The sequence below is a fragment of the uncultured Campylobacter sp. genome (genome assembly GCF_905373215.1).
In the GTDB taxonomy this organism is placed as follows: Bacteria; Campylobacterota; Campylobacteria; order Campylobacterales; family Campylobacteraceae; genus Campylobacter_B.
This window is the reverse complement of sequence record NZ_CAJPRT010000011.1, coordinates 15,709-33,513: the sequence shown is the minus strand read 5'-3', so window position 1 is coordinate 33,513 and position 17,805 is coordinate 15,709. Positions and strand designations below refer to the sequence as shown.

General features: G+C 46.4%; 17 protein-coding genes. 1 reads left to right on the top strand and 16 read right to left on the bottom strand.

What is annotated here, in order from left to right:
- Positions 1 to 124 precede the first annotated feature (124 nt).
- From QZ176_RS06650 to bamA, 9 genes are all read right to left on the bottom strand, one after another.
- Positions 125 to 544 (bottom strand): ribosome maturation factor RimP, encoded by a 420-nt coding sequence (locus QZ176_RS06650; RefSeq protein ID WP_295152178.1) that lies wholly within the window; start codon positions 542 to 544, stop codon positions 125 to 127.
- Complete coding sequence (gene rbfA / locus QZ176_RS06645; RefSeq protein WP_005872391.1) at positions 537 to 902, bottom strand: 30S ribosome-binding factor RbfA; 366 nt, start codon at positions 900 to 902, stop codon at positions 537 to 539. Before rbfA ends, QZ176_RS06650 begins: the two co-directional genes overlap by 8 nt.
- 908 nt (positions 903 to 1,810) lie before the next feature.
- Positions 1,811 to 4,519: a translation initiation factor IF-2 gene (infB, locus tag QZ176_RS06640; protein ID WP_295152176.1), complete on the bottom strand. Its 2,709-nt coding sequence runs from the start codon at positions 4,517 to 4,519 to the stop codon at positions 1,811 to 1,813.
- Complete coding sequence (locus QZ176_RS06635; protein ID WP_040304108.1) at positions 4,503 to 4,730, bottom strand: hypothetical protein; 228 nt, start codon at positions 4,728 to 4,730, stop codon at positions 4,503 to 4,505. Before QZ176_RS06635 ends, infB begins: the two co-directional genes overlap by 17 nt.
- 21 nt (positions 4,731 to 4,751) lie before the next feature.
- Positions 4,752 to 5,633: a homoserine kinase gene (gene thrB / locus QZ176_RS06630; protein ID WP_295152174.1), complete on the bottom strand. Its 882-nt coding sequence runs from the start codon at positions 5,631 to 5,633 to the stop codon at positions 4,752 to 4,754.
- 8 nt (positions 5,634 to 5,641) lie between these two features.
- Positions 5,642 to 6,040, bottom strand: a complete 399-nt coding sequence (locus QZ176_RS06625; protein ID WP_295152172.1) for a glycoprotease — start codon at positions 6,038 to 6,040, stop codon at positions 5,642 to 5,644.
- A 63-nt stretch (positions 6,041 to 6,103) separates the two neighbouring features.
- Positions 6,104 to 6,988: a UDP-3-O-acyl-N-acetylglucosamine deacetylase gene (lpxC, locus tag QZ176_RS06620; protein WP_295152170.1), complete on the bottom strand. Its 885-nt coding sequence runs from the start codon at positions 6,986 to 6,988 to the stop codon at positions 6,104 to 6,106.
- Positions 6,989 to 7,038: 50 nt separating this feature from the next.
- The gene (locus tag QZ176_RS06615) at positions 7,039 to 8,418 is read right to left on the bottom strand and encodes a M23 family metallopeptidase (RefSeq protein WP_295152168.1); all 1,380 of its coding nucleotides are present in this window, start codon (positions 8,416 to 8,418) and stop codon (positions 7,039 to 7,041) included.
- A 560-nt stretch (positions 8,419 to 8,978) separates the two neighbouring features.
- Positions 8,979 to 11,234 (bottom strand): outer membrane protein assembly factor BamA, encoded by a 2,256-nt coding sequence (gene bamA / locus QZ176_RS06610; protein WP_291935735.1) that lies wholly within the window; start codon positions 11,232 to 11,234, stop codon positions 8,979 to 8,981.
- 81 nt (positions 11,235 to 11,315) lie between these two features.
- Between bamA and QZ176_RS06605 the strand changes: the two genes are divergently transcribed.
- A complete protein-coding gene (locus QZ176_RS06605) occupies positions 11,316 to 12,146 on the top strand; it encodes a prephenate dehydrogenase (protein ID WP_295152166.1) in 831 nt (276 codons plus the stop codon).
- 121 nt (positions 12,147 to 12,267) lie between these two features.
- Here QZ176_RS06605 and QZ176_RS06600 read toward each other — a convergent pair whose 3' ends face one another.
- The 7 genes from QZ176_RS06600 to accD form a co-directional block, all read right to left on the bottom strand.
- On the bottom strand, positions 12,268 to 12,999 hold the full coding sequence (locus tag QZ176_RS06600) for a metallophosphoesterase (RefSeq protein ID WP_295152164.1): 732 nt from the start codon (positions 12,997 to 12,999) through the stop codon (positions 12,268 to 12,270).
- Between the two features lie 98 nt (positions 13,000 to 13,097).
- A complete protein-coding gene (locus QZ176_RS06595; protein ID WP_295152162.1) occupies positions 13,098 to 13,535 on the bottom strand; it encodes a hypothetical protein in 438 nt (145 codons plus the stop codon).
- 22 nt (positions 13,536 to 13,557) lie between these two features.
- Positions 13,558 to 14,484 (bottom strand): tRNA-dihydrouridine synthase, encoded by a 927-nt coding sequence (locus tag QZ176_RS06590; protein WP_295152160.1) that lies wholly within the window; start codon positions 14,482 to 14,484, stop codon positions 13,558 to 13,560.
- Between the two features lie 541 nt (positions 14,485 to 15,025).
- Entirely contained in the window at positions 15,026 to 16,027 is a 1,002-nt protein-coding gene (locus QZ176_RS06585) for a LapA family protein (protein ID WP_291935720.1), read from the bottom strand.
- Positions 16,028 to 16,029: 2 nt separating this feature from the next.
- On the bottom strand, positions 16,030 to 16,386 hold the full coding sequence (dksA, locus tag QZ176_RS06580; RefSeq protein WP_005872423.1) for an RNA polymerase-binding protein DksA: 357 nt from the start codon (positions 16,384 to 16,386) through the stop codon (positions 16,030 to 16,032).
- Between the two features lie 9 nt (positions 16,387 to 16,395).
- Positions 16,396 to 16,848: a 23S rRNA (pseudouridine(1915)-N(3))-methyltransferase RlmH gene (locus QZ176_RS06575; RefSeq protein WP_295152157.1), complete on the bottom strand. Its 453-nt coding sequence runs from the start codon at positions 16,846 to 16,848 to the stop codon at positions 16,396 to 16,398.
- Positions 16,848 to 17,747: an acetyl-CoA carboxylase, carboxyltransferase subunit beta gene (gene accD / locus QZ176_RS06570; protein WP_295152155.1), complete on the bottom strand. Its 900-nt coding sequence runs from the start codon at positions 17,745 to 17,747 to the stop codon at positions 16,848 to 16,850. Before accD ends, QZ176_RS06575 begins: the two co-directional genes overlap by 1 nt.
- Positions 17,748 to 17,805: the final 58 nt, after the last annotated feature.

Here is a 17,805-nt window from a genome sequence, read left to right as displayed (position 1 = left end):
TAAAAGCGCGCAAAAAGCAATGCAAATCCAAATTAGCCTCGCCGCTTTAGCTTGAAATTTAAGTCTATGCTTCTCAAACACCACACCCCAAAGCCCTACATGCAAAATTTTAAAAACTCCGCCACTACCACTGCACGTAGGTTCGCGCCTTTTTGATCTCGTCAAGTCGCACGCTTACCTCGCCGTCGTCCGTGCGCAGCCTAAGCACGCCGCCTTCGCAGCCTAGCACCTCGCCGCTTAGCTTCTGCCCGTCCGTGCAGCTTAGGCGCACCAGCTCGCCCACGGAGTTTGCGAAATGCTGCGGCTTGCTTAGCTTGCGCTCAAGCCCGGGCGAGCCGACCTCCAGCGTCCACTCGCCCTCAAGCGGCGGCTCCACGTCAAAAATCGGCGAAAGCAGCCGCGATAGCCGCTCGCAGTCATCCAGCCCCACGCCGCCCGCTTTCGTGATACTGATGCGATAGATCGTTCTGCCGTTTTCGCTCACCGTCTCCACGTCGTAAAGCTGCACGCCGCACTCGCGCGCCAAAGCCTCTAAATCAACCATTTTTGCGCAGCTCCTCCTCTATTTTGTCAAAAAGATCGTCCATTTTGTTTTGATACTCCAAGCGGTCGTCAAATTTGAAGTGAAACGCGGGGCAGCGGTACCAGCCCTCCGCCTCGGCGCAGAAGTTTTGCAAATATCTCGCCACGCGGCCGAGCTTTTCGAGCACAAATTCCTGCTCACGCTCGTCGAAGGCGTTTTTGTCCAGATAGACGAACGCGTCGTAGCGCCCGCGCTTGCACTCCACGTCGGTGACGCACAGCCCGCGCAAAAGCTCGTCCTCAAGGCTCGCGAGCGCTTCGGGGATGAGCTGCTTTAGTACGCTTTGCGTGCGCAGTCTTCTGAGTTCGGTCGGATTCATCTTTACCTCGCTATCTTAAATCGCCGCAGATTGCGCGGCGATGAAATTTTATTTTGCGTCTTGCGATGACGGAATTTTATTGCTTTGTCGCAGCGGAGCGTCCGTCTCGCGGCGACGCGGTCTGTTTAAATTTGACGCGGCTTGCGATGCGCCGGAACGTCCGTTTAAATTCTGAGCGGTTTGCTGCACGCAGATATTGCAAGCGGCGCCGCGCTTTTTAAAATTTTGCTTTTAAATTTAGCCCGGTGCTCCGCGCTTAAATTTTAAACGCAGATCACGCGAGAATTTCATGGCTCGCATACAAAAGCTCGTCGCGTAATTGCACCGCTACCGCAGAAATATTTCCGCGCCAAGACACGATGCTATTCTGCGCCGTGCTCTGCTAGTTATGGCTCCTTATATTCGCTGCCACGCTGCCCGTCTTGGCGCCGCACAGTTCCGTGCGCCGTTGCGGCGTCATTTTGTGCCGCCTGCGCCGCGCTATTCTTCGCGCTGCTGTTTTTCCCACACTGCGTCGCTTTAGAATTTATCTTAAATTTTAAAAGCGCTTCAATGCCGCGCGAAATCTAAATTTTGCCGCTTTAAAATTTCAACTTTGCGATTAAATTTAAAATTTAAGTCGCGCGAAAAATTCGCAACCTGTAAGCGGCGTAAATTTAAAATTTGATCGCAAAGCCGCGCCGCAAAAAGTCTAAACATTAAAATTTCAAAACTGACGCTACGCGACAAAGCCTCACGCAGAAAACGACAAAATTTAAAGCCTTGCTCACGCGCTCCACCGCTAAATTTAAAAGGCGAAATTTCACGCTTAAATTCTACGAGCATAAAATTTCAAAGCGCAATTGAGGCTTAAAATTTAGCCGCAAGCCGTGCAAACGAAGCGAATGCTCATGCGGATTTCGCGAGCGCTAGTCGATCGTAGCCTGCTCCTCTTTTTGCTTGTAGCTTTCGATAAAATCGCCCACGCGCATATCGTCGTAGCCCTCGATGCCTACGCCGCACTCGAAGCCCTTGGCGACTTCCTTGGCGTCGTCTTTGAAGCGCTTGAGCGAGCTGACGTTGCCCTCGAAAACGATGACGCCCTCTCTGATGACGCGGATCTTCGCGCCGCGAGCGATGAGCCCGTCGGTAACCATGCAGCCTGCGATCTGCCCGATCTTGGGCACATTGATGACCTGCCTGATCTCGGCTTGGCCCAAGGCCTCCTCGCTGATGATCGGGCTCATAAGGCCGCCCAAAAGCGCCTTGATGTCGTCGATGAGATTGTAGATGACGTTGTAGGTCTTAATCTGCGCGCCGCGCTCCTTGGCAAGCTCTTTGATCTCGCCCGTAGGACGGACGTTGAAGCCCAAGATCACGCAGTTTTCGCTAGCGCTTGCTAAGGCGATGTCGTTTTGCGTGATACCGCCGATGCCGCTGTGGATGATATCGACCTTGACCTCGTCGTTGCGAAGCTTCTCAAGGCTTGCTTTGATAGCCTCCAGCGAGCCCGCGACGTCGGCTTTGACAATCACGGGCAGACTTTTTAGCGAGCCTTCGGCGATCTTGGCGCTTAGCTCGTCGATGGTGACCTTGGTCGATTTGCTAAGCTCTTTTTGGCGCTGATGCTCGTAAATTTTACTCGCGTACTCGCGCGCTTCCTTATCGCTTGAAACGCCGATCAGTGTCTCGCCCGCGCCCGGAACCTCGCTAAGGCCTATGATGACGCCGCATTCGCCCGGTAAAATTTGCTTTAGCGCTCTACCCTTATCGTCGCTAAGCGCGCGCACCTTGCCGTATGCGATACCCGCTACGACGGTATCGCCGACGCGTAGGGTGCCGTTTTGCACGATGACGGTGGCAACGGCGCCGCGCCCTTTTTGAAGGGAACTTTCTATGATGGTTGCCTTAGCCTGCTTGCTAGGATCGGCTTTGAGCTCCAAAAGATCGGCTTGCAAAAGCACGATCTCTAATAAATTTTCGATCCCGTCGCCTGTTTTTGCGGAGATCGGCACGAACTCGTAGCTGCCGCCCCACTCGGTAGGCATGATATCAAGCTCTGCAAGCCCAGTTTTTACGAGATCGGGATTGGCGTTAGGCTTGTCCATCTTGTTTATCGCGATGATGATCGGCACGTTTGCAGCCTTGGCGTGCGCTATAGCCTCCTTAGTCTGAGGCTTAACGCCGTCGTCTGCGGCCACTACGATGATTACGATATCAGTAACCTCGGCTCCGCGCGCGCGCATCGAAGTAAAGGCCTCGTGACCAGGAGTGTCTATGAAGGTGATCTTCCTGCCGTTTTTCTCGACCATATACGCGCCTACGTGCTGCGTGATGCCGCCCGCTTCGCCGCTTGCGACGCGCGAGTTTCGTATATAATCAAGCAGGCTCGTTTTGCCGTGATCGACGTGTCCCATAATGGTGATGACAGGCGCTCTAGCGATTAAATTTTCTTCGCCTTCGCTGTCCTCGTAAGCTTTAATATAGTCAAACTCCTGCGCCTCATCGATGATATTTACCTCAATGCCGAATTCGCTTGCTAAAATTTCTATCGCGTCCTCGTCCAAAAAGTCGTTTTTCGTCGTCATCATTCCAAGCGCAAATAGCTTGCCGATGATCTCGCTAGGCTGCTTTTTGATCTTATCGGCGAACTCGTAAACGCGAATCTCTTTCGGGATATTTACCGAGCTTACGATTTCGCTATCACGCTCGCGAGGGGCCTTTTTATGCTTTTTGCGACCGCCGCGACTTATGCCGCCTTCGCTACTAAAAATTTGATTCTGCGAGGCGCGATAAATATTAGGTTGGTTTTTACTTTTGGTGCGATTTTCGGTCTGAATTGGTTTGACAGTGAAATCGGGCATTACCACGACGTCTTCGTCCTCGATGACGATATCCGCCATCTCGTGATCAGGAATGATGTCGATTTTAAGGGCGTCCTCTTTTTTAGCCGCGGGAGCTTTTTTCTTTTCGATCTTTTTCTTTTTCAAATTTAGTTCAGCATTTGAAAAGATCGCCTCCAAACTCGCACTTATCTTTTCGCGCCTAGGCTCGATTCTATCTTGTGTCGCAGGGGCTTGAACTTTCTTTTTCTTTTTTACGATGACTAAGCCACGGCGCTTTTGCAAGCTCTCGCTAGCGATACTATCGCCGCTATTTATCTGCACCGAAGCGGGCTTTGAAGCGGCGTTTTGCTTCTCCTCTTTCTCCTGCGGGGCGGAGGAAATTTCTTCTTTTTGATTTTGAGATTTTTCGGTTTTTGCCTCGGGCTCTTGCGTACGCGCTTTTTCTTTGCTAGGCTCTTTGGCGCTCTGCGCAGACTCTTTGGATTCGGAAGCTTTTAAGCTTTCCGCCTTTTTAGGGCTCTCTTTTTTAGCGGTTTTTTTAGTTTCGCTCTGTTTTTTAGCGGGCTTATTCTCGTCTTCTTGCGCTTTTTCAGAGCTTTTTTTCGCAGGCTTTGACTTTTTCCCCGGCAAAATTCCCGTCTGAATATAATCGTAAATAGCTGCAGCTTCCTCTTCGCTTACTTTATTCGACGCGGTTTTTACCTTTTTAAAGCCCATCTCCTGCGCCTTTTCGATTATCTCTTTGCTTGCGTATCCAAGCTCGTCCGCGATATCTTTAATCAGAACACCCATTTAAAACCCTCTCTTTGATATGTCCCAAATCTGCGCTAGACGCAAATTTAGATAGATATTTTGAAATTTTCTCTTTTTGATTTATGCAACCGTCGCAAATATAAAATTGTCTGTTTGAGCTTATATTTTTAAAATTTTGCAAAAAGGCGTGGAGTTCGCGCTTGGCGAAGCGCCCCTTGCAAATAACACACATCCTAATCGGTTCGCTCATGCGATTATATCTTTATTTTTCTTAGTCAATATTAAAGCCGCCGTTGTCGATATCTAAAATTTCGACGCGGAAGTTTTTAAAATTTTCGCTAAGGCAGGCTTTAAGCTTTGCAGCGTCGGATCTATAGGCTAAATTTAAAAAGCTTGAGCCGCTTCCCGAGAGCGAACTCATAAGCGCGCCGTTATCATAGGCGATCTCGCGCACCCCAAAAAGCTGCGGAAGCACACCCATGCGCATCTGCTCGTGCATCTTATCGATACAGGCGTAGCGCAAGCTGTCGTAGTCGCGTCGCATAAAGCAAGCGGTCAGAAACGCCGCGTGCGAGAGGTTGCTAACGCAATCCTTGATCGAAAAGCTCTTAGGCAGCTTGCCGCGAGATTCGTTCGTAGGCATCGGCGTATCGGGGATGACGACGACCGCTTGCAGATCTTGCGAAATTTCACATTTTTGCGTACGAACCGTCTTGCCGTCCACGACGCTGCTGACAAAGCCGCCGAGCGTCGCGGGCGCGATATTATCGGGGTGATTTTCATATTCCAGCGCCGTGTTTAAAATTTTAGCGCGATCGATCTCAAAACCGCAAATTTTATAAGCGCTTGCGATAGCGCCTACGATCACGGCCGAGCTACTGCCCAGCCCGCGCGAAAACGGGATGTTGTTGTGAAAAGCAAATTTAAAATTTATCTCTTGTCCGCCGCCTAGTTTTCTGTAAATTTCATTGAAAATGTTCAAAAAAGCGTTGCCCTTTTTTAGCCACGCTCTGTCGCTGCCCTCGCCGCTAAGCGATACGCAAAAAAACTTCTGCTCGGTAATCTCTACTTCGTTAAATAGCCCTAGGCTAAGGCCGAGCGCGTCGAAACCGGGGCCCAAATTTGCGCTCGTCGCAGGAATTCTTATAATCAAGCTTTCTCCTAAACCGCTTCTATGATGTAATTTGGAAGTATATCATCGCTTTTATTTAAAACCGATAAATCCTGCGGCAAAGATAGCGTGGCAGGGGCGCATTTTTTCATCCTGATTTCGCCGCACTCGTAAACGTAGCTGAAGTTTTTATTCGCTCTGATCGGCCCGAAGCCACTTAGCTCAAAGCCACTAATGGCATACAGCGGCACATCAAGAGCGATGCTAAGCGTGCGCAATATCACGTAGCTTACCTTCATGCCCATGAAGCTGCCGGGAGTATTTGCGTAGATGAGCTCTTTGATTTTATAAGTTTTTAAAATTTCGCTAAATTTAGCGACCAGAAATTTATCGGCTTTTTCGCCCTCATTGCTTTTAAATTCCGCTATCTTGGCGCCGCTTTCATACACGCCGAGCAAGCATGGAGCGCTAAGGGCGGCAATTAGAATTTCAACCTCTTTGATTTTGCAGCCTTAAGCAAAGACTTTTTGATATTCGCGCACAACCTCGGCGGTAAGATCTACTAGCTCGAAATTTTTCGCATCGGCTAAAACCGCTAAAGTTAGTTTATGATTTAGATCGTGGCTTCCCGCAAACGCCGTATAATCGCCCAAAATCGGAGCGCCCACGAGCGCAAGATCGCCGATCGCATCTAAAATTTTATGGCGGACGAACTCGTTTTCAAAGCGCAAACCCTCGGGGTTTAAAATTTTATTCTCATCGATTACGACGGCGTTTTCTAAGCTGCCGCCTAGAGCTAGCCCCATAGAGCGCAGCGCTTGCACATCTTTCAAAAACCCAAAAGTTCTAGCGCGCGAAATTTCTTTGAGATAATTTTTTTTGCTAAATTCAAAAACATGGTGCTGAGTACCGATGAGCGGATGGCTAAATTTAATCGTATAATCAAATTTAGGGCTCTTGCTAGGACTTAGGCGCACGAGCTTATCTCCCTCGCGAATTTCTACAGCTCGCTTGATGATGAAGGCTTTTTTATTCGAGTCAAGCTCTCTTACCCCCGCTTCGTCCAAAAGCATACAAAAGCTCGCCGAACTTCCGTCCATCACAGGAATTTCGTTAGCATCGACGATAATACGGATATTATCAATACCATAGGCATTAATGGCGCTCATTAGATGCTCTATTGTTGATATATAGCCCTTCTCATTTCCTACGACGGTTGCCATCTGCGTATTTATGACGTTTTTCGGCTCGGCTTTAAAACTAACGCCAAGATCACTTCTATAAAATACGATTCCACTGCCTGCCTCTAAAGGCTCTAACGTAAGTCTGATAGGCTCACCTTTGTGTAGCCCGATGCCGACGTTATGGACTTTCTTAGCTATCGTTGTCTGTCTCATTTCTATCCTCGTTTTCATTAACCCGCGCATTATAGCGAAAATTTTAAAATTTACTTACCTTTTTCTATTACTTTTTTGGACGATTCTAAGACATCGGTAATGTTATCTTTCATCCACTTAGGATCCATCCACTCCTCGGGTCTTACGTCCACACCCTGAACTACGATGCCAAAATGCAGATGATCTCCAAAAGCAAAGCCGCTTGAGCCCGTCTGTGCTAGAATGTCGCCCGGCTTTACGTCGCTGCCCACACTTAACTGCGTCGCCGAGCAGTGTCCGTAGATGCCGTATAATCCAAAGCCATAGTAAATTCCTAAATTTAATCCGAAAATTCCGTTTTCCTGCGCGAAAACTACCTTACCGTAGTTACTCTCTTTGATATCGGCATTTGCGACGCTTGCTAGATCGAGCCCCATATGCCATGACTCGCTTACTTGTTCGTCGTTCATAAAAAATATCCGATGATCGGCAAAGCTTGCTACCGCTGCGCCTTTAGCAAGCGGATAAAAAGGCTTTAGCTCAAATCCATTTATTTTATCCTCGTGCACCGCGCTAGTAGCAGCGTGCAGATCATCTCCGTTTTTCTTACGCAGAGTCTCGTTTACGAACTTAAATTTCTCCAGATCGCTCATAGAGTTAAAATTCTGCGCATATTGGCTAGCCAGATCGCTTACTTTGCCGTTAATAAAACCTGGATTTAGCTTGATAGTAGAGACCTTATATTTTTTGTCTTGATAAAAATATTTGATCTGCGAAATGCTTTCGTTGCCTGCACGATCGGTGGCGACCGCTTCTGCGCGAAATTCGTCTAAATTTGCAGGCCACGCTACGAGAGATGCATAATAGCCCTCTTTTACAAAAGGAATCGCTTTGAAAATTTTGCCATAGTTGGTTTTGATATAGACTTCGTTTAGGCGCTCGTCTTTTGCCGAAAATACAACTACAGCGCTACCGCCTTTGGTGATTTTATAGGATTGATTGATGATATTTATGAGGGGCTTTTTGTCGTCTATTATTATATTTGCCGTTTTTACGCTCTTATTTCCTTGCGCAAAATTCCACGAGCTAATGTCGTTTGCAAAAACCTCGAGCTTGTAGTTTTTGTCTTTATTAAGCATCAAATTTTTAGGAAATTGCACGGCAAGCTCTAGCGTCGTTTGCGGAACGTTCAGCTCCTCATTTAGTAGCGGTATCGTGCTGGCTCCGTCGTTTAAATTAACGCGAACGAGCTTAATGCCGGTATCGTCTGAAATTTTAATCTTCAAGGGCGAGGTTAAATTCCAATAAATTTCATTTTCCAGCGCAATTTGCGGAGGATTTTTTTCAAATTTAGGCGAGGTAAAAATTCTAAAGATTCCATAAACCAAAGCGCATATTATAATAAGAAATATTAAAATTTTAAGCTTCGTTCCATTGCCATTTCTACGCATAAAAGAGCCTTTGATATGATTTTAGAGCGCGATTTTACAAGCTTAACTTAAATTATCGGTAAAGCGAGGCAAAATTTAACGCAAATCTTTAGCGATTTACGAGGCGATTTAAAATTTTAAATTCTAGCGATTTTAGAATCTCAAAATTTATGAGCTTTAAAATTCAGTGGCGCGCTAAATCCTATGCAGTGAAATTCCGCGCACAACAAAGCGGAGTTTATCGTCTATATCGTAATCTTTAAAATTTCAATATAGAATTTCTTTAAATTATGCTAATGGCTTGTATTGATTTTTTAGAACTCTTGTGCTTAAAATTTTACCATACGAATGAAATTCTAAACTATCTTGATAAATAAAATTCTAAAAAATTCAAAGCAAGCTACGCGTTTAAATTTCATCCTAAGCCGAGCGGAATTCCAATTAAAATTTAGCTCAACCCGCCTACAATAATTCGGCTGCAAATTAGCGCGACAAGAAAAGTCAAAATTGCAGCGTTACTAAATTTTAAGGCGTGCAGTAGAAAATTCTACGCACGCCACAGCGTTCGCAAGTCGCCGCGTTTAATTAAATCTAGCGCCGATGCTAAATTCGAAGCTATTTGTGTCGTCGTGCGGTTTTTTATTAAGCGGCTTGACGAAGTATAACTGCAAAGGCCCCATCGGCGTCATCCACTCGATACCAGCACCCGTGCTGTAGCGCTCCTCTTCATTCCAGTCATGATCGCCGATCATTCCGTAGTCAAAAAACGTTACAAAGCGCATTTTAAGCCTATCGACCACCGGAAAGCTTAGCTCAAAGGAGTTATTGAAGCTCTGCATACCACCCGTCTCGATATAGCGGCAATTATTTGCATTTAAGCAAATCTCTTTTTTCGGGATACTGCGACCTTCGTAGCCTCTAATGCTTTTCATTCCGCCTAGGAATAGCTTTTCGTTGATCGGGATCTTTTTATTACCTTCCCACATATAGCCCGTTGCAGCTTTGTATCTAAAGATAATGTCGTGATCGATATAATCTCGCAAGCCAAAGTAGTAGTTAAACGATCCTCGCGCCTTGGTGTAGTCCATATCGCCGCCAAGACCCGCGTATTCTAAACTAGCACTTGCGATCATACCGCTTCTTGGCAAGTAATAATCATCGGTGCTGTTGTATGTGATAGACGGGATAATCGAGCTTTTTAAATTCTTGCCATCCAGATAGCCCGCTTTGGCGTAATATTCGTTTAAGCCCTTAATCTCGCTTTTTTCTAGATAATATGTAAGGCTTACATCGGTATTGCGCCCAATCTTGCGACCGCCCGTGATTGAAAATCCGTAAGATTTCTCATCGTAATCGTCCCAGTCGTAATCGTTGGCAAAGATCGATCCGCCCAAGCTATACTCAGAATCAAACACTCTAGGATTAGTTAAGCTCAAGCGTCCGCTTAACTGATCGTCGCTCTTTTCAACCGAGAACGCGCCGTGAAGGCCGGTGCCGAATACATTACGATCGCTGATACCACCGCTAAGTAAAATTCCATCCTCGCTGCCATATCCGATACCACCCGTGATAGAGCCTGTAGGAGCTTCTTTGACTGCGACTTCAAGATCGATCTGATCGTTAGAAACGCGGTTTTCTTTAATCTCCACCTCATCGAAATACCCCGTGCGTTTTAAAGAATTTAACGAATCGTTGTAGTCGGTTTTGCTATATAAATTTCCCTCGGTCAGATACATCTCGCGGCGAATGACCTTATCCTCGGTCTTATCGTTACCCGAGATCGTTACGTTTCTAATATAGACTTTATCCTCAGGGATGACTTGATACGTGATAGCGACCGTGCGAGCTTCTTTGTCCTGCTTAGTCTTAGGCACGATACGCACATAGGCGTATCCCTGATCCGCGACTAAAGTCTCTAGCGTATTCATATCGCGGCGCAAACGCTCGGAATTCATTGTATCGCCCTTCTGAAGCTTGAAATCGTCCAAAACCTTTTCTTTATCAAGCTTGATTATATCTGCAGGATACTCGATATCTACGGAGCTTACGGTGTATTGCTCGCCCTCGCTGATATAGTAGGTAAGATCAGCAGTGTAATTATCCATATCGGCATTAAGTAGCGGCGCAGAAACCTGCGCATCTAAGTAGCCTTTTTTATAATATTCTTCTTGAATTCTATTTGCGTCGTTAGGAAGCTCGGCGGTTTTTACCTTGCCATCGTTAAAGCCCCACATCCAGCCCAGCATCTCGCGTTCTTTATTGGCAACGGATGGCTCTATATCATCATAGTCGAGCTTGTCTGCGCCTACTAAATTTACCTTATCGATGATGATATTTTCGCCGCGATTTACCTCGATCGTTAGCAAGATGACCGATTTATCGTCGTTTATCGGCTTTGGATAAAATTCCACCACGGTGTCGAAAAAGCCCTTGACTTCGTAGTATTGCTTGATGCGGGTCTCTGCTTTTTTAGCAGCCACTTCGTCGTAAACCTGACCCGGACGCAAGCCGATGAGCTCATTGATCTTATCGCGATCATTGGTCACTACGTTTTTGATCTCGACCTTGGCGATAGTCGGCTTTTCGGTTACGTTGATAGTGACCGCGCCGCCTTGTTCGCTGATATAAACGTCGCTGAAATAGCCCTGCTCAAATAGCTTCGAAATCGCAGCATTGGTGTTTTCGCCGTTAAGCTCATCGCCCACCTTAAGCCCCGAAATTTGCTGTGCGACCTGTGGAGAGAGATGTCTAAGACCTTCAAATTTAATGGATTTGATCTGTGCGGCGCACGCCACGGAAATCCCGCCTACTAAGAGTAAAAAAACGCTTTTTTTCATAAAATTTTACCTAAAAACGAAAATAATTTGCGTATAATACCACATTAAAATTAAAACTTGCATATATCAAAAAGGAATTTTATGAAGATAGGAATTATCGGTCTGGGTCTCATCGGCGGCTCTCTTGGGCTATGTCTAAAAAGCACCAAAATCATTAGCGCCGTCTACGGCTGCGACATCAGCCGCGAAAACGAAAAAGAAGCTCTGCGACTCGGGCTCGTGCATGAAATTTTAAGTCTGGAGCAGATGAAGCAAAGCTGCGATGCGATCTTTCTCGCAATCCCCGTGGAGGCGATCTTACAGACCTTGCAAGAACTAAGCGACTGCAGAAGCGAAACGACGATCATCGATCTGGGAAGCACGAAATTTAAAATTTTACAAAACTGCCCGCCGCAGATCAGACGAAATTTCATCGCAGCTCACCCAATGGCTGGTACCGAAAACTCCGGCCCGCAAGCGGCGTTTAAAGAGCTTTTAAACGGCGCAGTAGTCGTTATCTGCGACGATCACGGCGCGGATGAAGTGCATATCAAACGAGCGGTCGAAATTTTTTCGTTCGCGGGGATGAAGATCGTATTTATGGACGCAAAAAGCCACGATCACCACGTGGCGCTCATCTCGCACCTGCCCCACGCGATCAGCTATTCGCTCGTAAACAGCGTGCTAAAAGAGGAAAATCGCCGCAATATCATAAATTTAGCCGGAGGTAGCTTTTCGGGCATGAGCCGTATCGCCAAAAGCTCGCCGCAGATGTGGGTCGATATTTTTAAGCAAAACCGCACAAACCTGCTAGGCGCGATCGATGCTTTTAAAAACGAGCTTGAAATTTGCGTGGGGATGATTCGTGACGAGCGCTGGGACGAGCTTGAGGCGTGGATGTATGAAGCACGCAAGCTAAGGGATATTATTTAAAATTTCAACGCGACCTGACTGCGCGACGGGAGCTGCAAGAACGCGCCTTTAAATTCTAAAATTTCGCTTTCAAACAGCCCGCTTAAATTTAAATTTTAATCTGCATGGGTCTGATACAAACTCAAAAATCTATGCACTCCTGCGTAAAAATTTTCTTTGAGGGAAACTCCAGCGCGCAAAGCCTCGCCTTCTCGCCCCAATGCTTTTTATAAACACAGCCCAGATCGATATTTGCGCTAAATTCCGTAATGACGGGCTTTTTTACCGGCGTGTGCCCGTAGACGTTAAAAATTCCATCATTTGCGCTATCGTCTCCGCGTCCGCTTAGCACGTGAGCTGTGAAGCTTTTCGCACGCTCTGCATCGTGTCTGATCCCCCACGCGCGACCCACTGCGGAGTGCGATACGACGAGGGCGCGACCGCTTTCATCACGCAAATCATACTCCAAGTAAATCGGCAGCCGCGAGACAAACCGCAGATGCTCCTTGCATTGCTTCACGCCTCCGTGACGATAATACGACGCTAGCGTCGACTCACCGCCGTTATTAAATAGCCAGCTTTCATCCAGGCTAAAAAATGCGTAGAGGTCATTTGAGCTCGTAAATTTGCCCGTCTTTGCGCACCTTAATGCAGTTTTTGCGTTGCCCACAAAGCGCTTTTCGTGATTGCCCATCACCGCGTCATATCCGCGAGTGCGCACTAGCTCCACCACATCCGCGCTCGCAGGGCCTCGGTCGATCAGATCGCCAACGAAGCAAATTTTACTATCAAATTTATGCGGCAGCTGCTCTATTAACGCCAAAAGCGATCTGTAGCAGCCGTGCACGTCGCCGATGATGTAGATATTTTGCATAATTTCTCCTTAAATTTTAACGCCCTCGCCTTTTAACGCGCGAGCTGCGATATAAGCGGTAGATAAAAGCTCTGCGCTAAATTTTAAAATTTCGCGCGTTAGGACTTGGGCGGATAAATCTGCTTTAGGACCTCGGCTACGACGATCATAAAAAGAACGATAAATATTAATGCGCTAAGCAATGAGGAATAAAACGTGGCAAGATGCAAATCTGAAACAATCAGCGCCACAATCATCATCCCCAAAAATGGCGATAGTATCCAAACCGCTGCTGTAGGCAAAAATAAATTTACGAAAAAATCCGTGAGCTTACCAAAATCCTTTAACTTTGCGGCAAGTATTGCGCAAATCCCGCAGAAAAATATCCACAAAAATAGGAAATATACGCACTTCTGCTGTAGCCATTCCAAGGGATCGTCAAACCGGACGCTAGATGTGTCAAAAATCTGCCCTATAAAAAAACCCATTAAACTTGAAATGCACATCAAGCAAAAACCCATCGAAAACGCGCAGGCTATAATTTTTAAAATAATCATCAGAGTTCCTAAAATTCTAAATTTAACTAAAAAATTCCTCGATTAGCCGAGTCATTTCGCTCTCGGCGGCGACGTGGTTGATCTGCTCGCGAAAGCTTGCGGCATTTTCGCGCCCCTTGGAGTATTCGTGCAGATGCTTGCGAAATATCGCTACGCCGTGGCTACCGTAATGGCTTAGCATTTGAGCGAAATGATAGAGCACGACCTCCCTTTTTAGCGCGTCACTTGCCTGTTCGCCCGTTTTGATCTCGCGAAAGATCCACGGCCTGCCGATGACCGCGCGACCGATCATCAGCGCGTCTGCGCCGCTAAGGTCTCGCACTGCAGGTGCATTGGCGGAGTTTATGTCGCCGTTTGCGATCACGGGGATTTGCAGCGCGCGTTTGGCTCTTGCGATCGCGCCGTAATCCACCGCCGCGCTGTATCCGCCCGCTCTGGTGCGCCCGTGAATCGCGATAAAATCGGCTCCTGCGCCTTGTACGGCGCGAGCGATATTTTCGATATCCACGGCGCCGAAGCCCAGCCGTACCTTCGCGCTCGTAAATTTTTTGTTCGAATACTTTTTGATAGTCTCGACCAGGAGCGATAGACGGGGCAGATCAAGCAGCAGCGCCGAGCCAGCTCCCTGCTTTACGACTTTAGGGACGGGGCAGCCGCAGTTTAGATCGATGCCGTCGATGCCGTCAAATTTATTGATGAGCAAAACCGCTTTTTTTATAATTTCAGCATCGCTACCCGCAATCTGCACGAAAAAAGGGGTTTCGGCGGCGTTTTTTTCGAGCATCTTTAGCGTCTTTTCGTCCTCGAAAACAAGGGCATTTGCGCTTATCATCTCGCTTACGGTCGCGTCGCAGCCGAATTTTTTCACTACGCCCCGCAGCGGCGGATCTGAAAAGCCCGCCAAAGGCGCCAAAAATAGGGGGTCCCTTTTAAAAAAATCTTCCGTCATTTTAAATTTCTTATTTTGATTTCGTTTGAATTTAAACCTTTAAATTTAACGCCGCAACGCTTGCAGTGGGTTTTGCCACGAGCTTTAAAATTTTAAATTTCATAGGCTACGTATTCGCATTTAGGCGCGAATTTTATTTTTAAGCTTAGCTAATTTGAGTGGTGGCAAAACGGCAGCAAGGATGATCGCCACCAATTTTATTTGCGTAGCGATACGAAGCAAGCAGCTTGCAAAACGCCGCGCGGATTTTAAAATTTCAGCACTTTTATTTGGCTAGCAAGTCTTGCGCTTTATGTTTAAATTCTAAATTTCATCGCGTAAATGCAAAATCCGTTTACGCGCGCACTACACAAACAAATCTTTTAAATTTTACCGCTTGTACGCATTAATTCTTTCGATAAATTCTAAAATTTCAAATTTGCGCGAGTTGGAATTTTACCCGCACTTTAAATTTTATCGCGCAGGCTGTGTTTGATAGCCGCGCAGATCGTAAAAAGCAGCCTCTCTTACCCGCATAAAACGAACTCGTAAAATTACCGAGCTAAAATAACAGCGACGCAGGGACGTTTTTGCCGTTGTCACGCAAAAATAGTAGAATTTTAAACTTCTCAAACTCGTCGCCGTCGGCAAGACTTAGCTGCTCTCTAAACTCGTCGATCATGCCAAGCTCATATAGCGCGTACAGATATGCCTCGGTCGCTTCTTGATTCTCGTTTTTGAGCCGCTCGAAAAAGGCTTTGTATTGCTCTGGAGCGAGATGATTTTTTAGCTTTTTAGCAAAGCCGATAAAATCCTGCTCGCTAAATTTTTCATTATTTACGAGATCAAAAAGTTCCTCGCTACTGATCTCAAAGCTCGCGTCATTCACCGCGCGATCCACTAAAATATTTACCTCGGCTATATCTTGAGGAATTTTATAGGCTTTGATCTTATCGTAGCTTCCTTTGGCAAGCGCTACGGCATAGGCTTTTTTAGTAATATTTTCGCTATAAACGCCTTTAGTTTTTAAAATTTCATACGCATACGCAGGCTCGGCGTCGAGGCGATTGAGCTCGTTTTGCAAAAATAGTCCGTTATCTTTAGGAAGTTTATATTTTCGCAGATCCGCCACTTCGCCGTTTTTAACCTTCTCGATAACGCCTATGACCTCTTTTAGATCCTCATTTTTGACATCTATGCCGGTGCTATCGTACCACGGAGATAAAATTTTAGTAAGCTCGCTCGGGTCTTTAAAATACTCGGTTTTAAAGTCTTTATTGGTATCAAGACCCAGCAAAACCTCTTTACTCATCGCATCGTATGCACTTAGATCCTTTGCAATCGCCCTTTTTGTGCGGTAAAACGCAAAGCTATGAAAAACGATATGAAAAATCGCCAAAATCATATATAAAATTAACGGCAGTACGATCCACACCGCCACAGGAAGCGTAAGCGTAAAACCGAAAAGCCCCAGTGTATAACTACTGCTTTGCTGCGTAAAAACTAAAATCGCGACGATTGCGATATAGACGATCGAATATAAAAAGAATTGCTTGGTTTTCATAGCTAACTCCTATTTTGCTTTTCCGCCTGTTCCTTGCACGAAATGCACAATCTCGCCTCCGGATTTACCTTAAGACGCTCTAAGCTTATCTGCTCGCCGCAGCTCTCGCAAAGCCCATAAGTGCCGTTTTCGATACGTTTAAGCGCGCTTTCGATCTCTAAAAACGCCTTTTGTTGATTAACATTTAGCGAGTATTCGATGCTTAAATCCGTATTCATGCTCGCTACGTCAAAATCATCCGCAGCTTTATTTTCGCGCAATTCCGAAATTTCATTTACAGAGCTATTAATATTGGCGATGAGTTGCTCTCTTTTTTCTTCTAAAATTTTCTTGTAAAATTTCAACTCGTTTTTCTTCATTACTTCCCTTTATTTGTGATATGGATGGTTTGCGTTAATGCACAGCGCGCGAAAAATTTGCTCAAAGAGCAAAAGTTTAGCGATTTTATGCGCTAACGTAAGCCTACTAAGACTGATTATTTTATCGGCTTTTGCCTTAAAATTTTCACTAAGCCCATAAGCGCCACCGATGAAAAATGACACGCTACTTTTATCCTTTAGCATACTCGCAAATTCCATGCTATCTAGCTCCTGTCCGCGCTCATCCAAAGCTACGACGTATCCGCTAAGGCGCGGTAGATAAGCTTCATCATACGCCTTAAGCGCTAGCTCAGCAGATGTGCTTTGCGCGCGAGCGATATTAGCATTAAAAAACGTCTCATCTCGCACCGCGGCAAATTTAGCCGTCATTTTTTTATAATCACTTATCGCGCCTGCGAACTCGTCCGTGCCCTTTTGGATGGAATTTACCGTTATCTGCACTACTCTTCGCTTCCCTCTTCGTGTAGCGATTTGTCACTCGTGTCGTCAATCTGCACGGCGTTTTTGCTAAGCACGTTGATTATATCGCTTAAATACTGCCTCATCTCGGCTCTAGGCACGATCGCATCAATTAATCCATGTTCGAGCAGAAATTCCGATCTCTGAAAGCCCTCGGGCAGATCTGCGCCTATAGTTTGCTTGATGACGCGCTGCCCGGCAAAGCCGATGAGAGCGCCGGGCTCTGCGATGATGATATCTCCCAGCCATGCAAACGACGCGCTTACGCCGCCCATCGTAGGATCAGTAAGAACGGAGATGAAAGGAATTTTATGCTCGGATAAAATTTTAAGCGCGGCGGAGGTTTTGCTCATCTGCATTAGCGAAAAGGTGCTTTCTTGCATCCTAGCGCCGCCGCTTGCGCTTACGATGATTAGCGGCTCGTTTTTATCCAGACTACGTTTTACGGCGCGCACGATCTTTTCGCCCTCCACAGAGCCCAGGCTTCCGCCCATGAAGTTAAAATCAAACACCACGAGCTGAATTTTTTGGCGACTTATAGCGCCCTCGCCTGCGATCACCGCGCTAAACCTGCCTGTTTTTTCCTTGCTCTCGGAGATACGCTTTTTGTAGGATTTTTTATCGACGAATTTTAGAGGATCTATGGGCTGTAAATTTTGATCGTACTCCACGAAAGAGCCTTCATCGCAGATCAGATCAATGCGAGCCTGCGCGTCAAAACGAAGGTGATAGTTACACTTGGGGCAAACGCTATGATTTTGCTCGACCTCTTTGCTATACATCAGTGCGCCACATCCCGGGCACTTTATCCAGTGCGTAGGAGCTTCGCTCGGTGCGGGCTGCGTTCTACGTATTTTTGAAAATAGATCTCCAAAATTCATATGATTTCCTTTAAATTCTATGAAATGAAACTTCTGATTATAACCTAAAATTCTTTAT

Coding starts and splice junctions, on each gene's coding strand:
- QZ176_RS06650 (WP_295152178.1), bottom strand. CDS start 544: ATGGTTGATTTAGAGGCTTTGGCGCGCGAGTGCGGCGTGCAGCTTTAC.
- rbfA (WP_005872391.1), bottom strand. CDS start 902: ATGAATCCGACCGAACTCAGAAGACTGCGCACGCAAAGCGTACTAAAG.
- infB (WP_295152176.1), bottom strand. CDS start 4,519: ATGGGTGTTCTGATTAAAGATATCGCGGACGAGCTTGGATACGCAAGC.
- QZ176_RS06635 (WP_040304108.1), bottom strand. CDS start 4,730: ATGAGCGAACCGATTAGGATGTGTGTTATTTGCAAGGGGCGCTTCGCC.
- lpxC (WP_295152170.1), bottom strand. CDS start 6,988: ATGAGACAGACAACGATAGCTAAGAAAGTCCATAACGTCGGCATCGGG.
- QZ176_RS06615 (WP_295152168.1), bottom strand. CDS start 8,418: ATGCGTAGAAATGGCAATGGAACGAAGCTTAAAATTTTAATATTTCTT.
- bamA (WP_291935735.1), bottom strand. CDS start 11,234: ATGAAAAAAAGCGTTTTTTTACTCTTAGTAGGCGGGATTTCCGTGGCG.
- QZ176_RS06605 (WP_295152166.1), top strand. CDS start 11,316: ATGAAGATAGGAATTATCGGTCTGGGTCTCATCGGCGGCTCTCTTGGG.
- QZ176_RS06600 (WP_295152164.1), bottom strand. CDS start 12,999: ATGCAAAATATCTACATCATCGGCGACGTGCACGGCTGCTACAGATCG.
- QZ176_RS06595 (WP_295152162.1), bottom strand. CDS start 13,535: ATGATTATTTTAAAAATTATAGCCTGCGCGTTTTCGATGGGTTTTTGC.
- QZ176_RS06590 (WP_295152160.1), bottom strand. CDS start 14,484: ATGACGGAAGATTTTTTTAAAAGGGACCCCCTATTTTTGGCGCCTTTG.
- QZ176_RS06585 (WP_291935720.1), bottom strand. CDS start 16,027: ATGAAAACCAAGCAATTCTTTTTATATTCGATCGTCTATATCGCAATC.
- dksA (WP_005872423.1), bottom strand. CDS start 16,386: ATGAAGAAAAACGAGTTGAAATTTTACAAGAAAATTTTAGAAGAAAAA.
- accD (WP_295152155.1), bottom strand. CDS start 17,747: ATGAATTTTGGAGATCTATTTTCAAAAATACGTAGAACGCAGCCCGCA.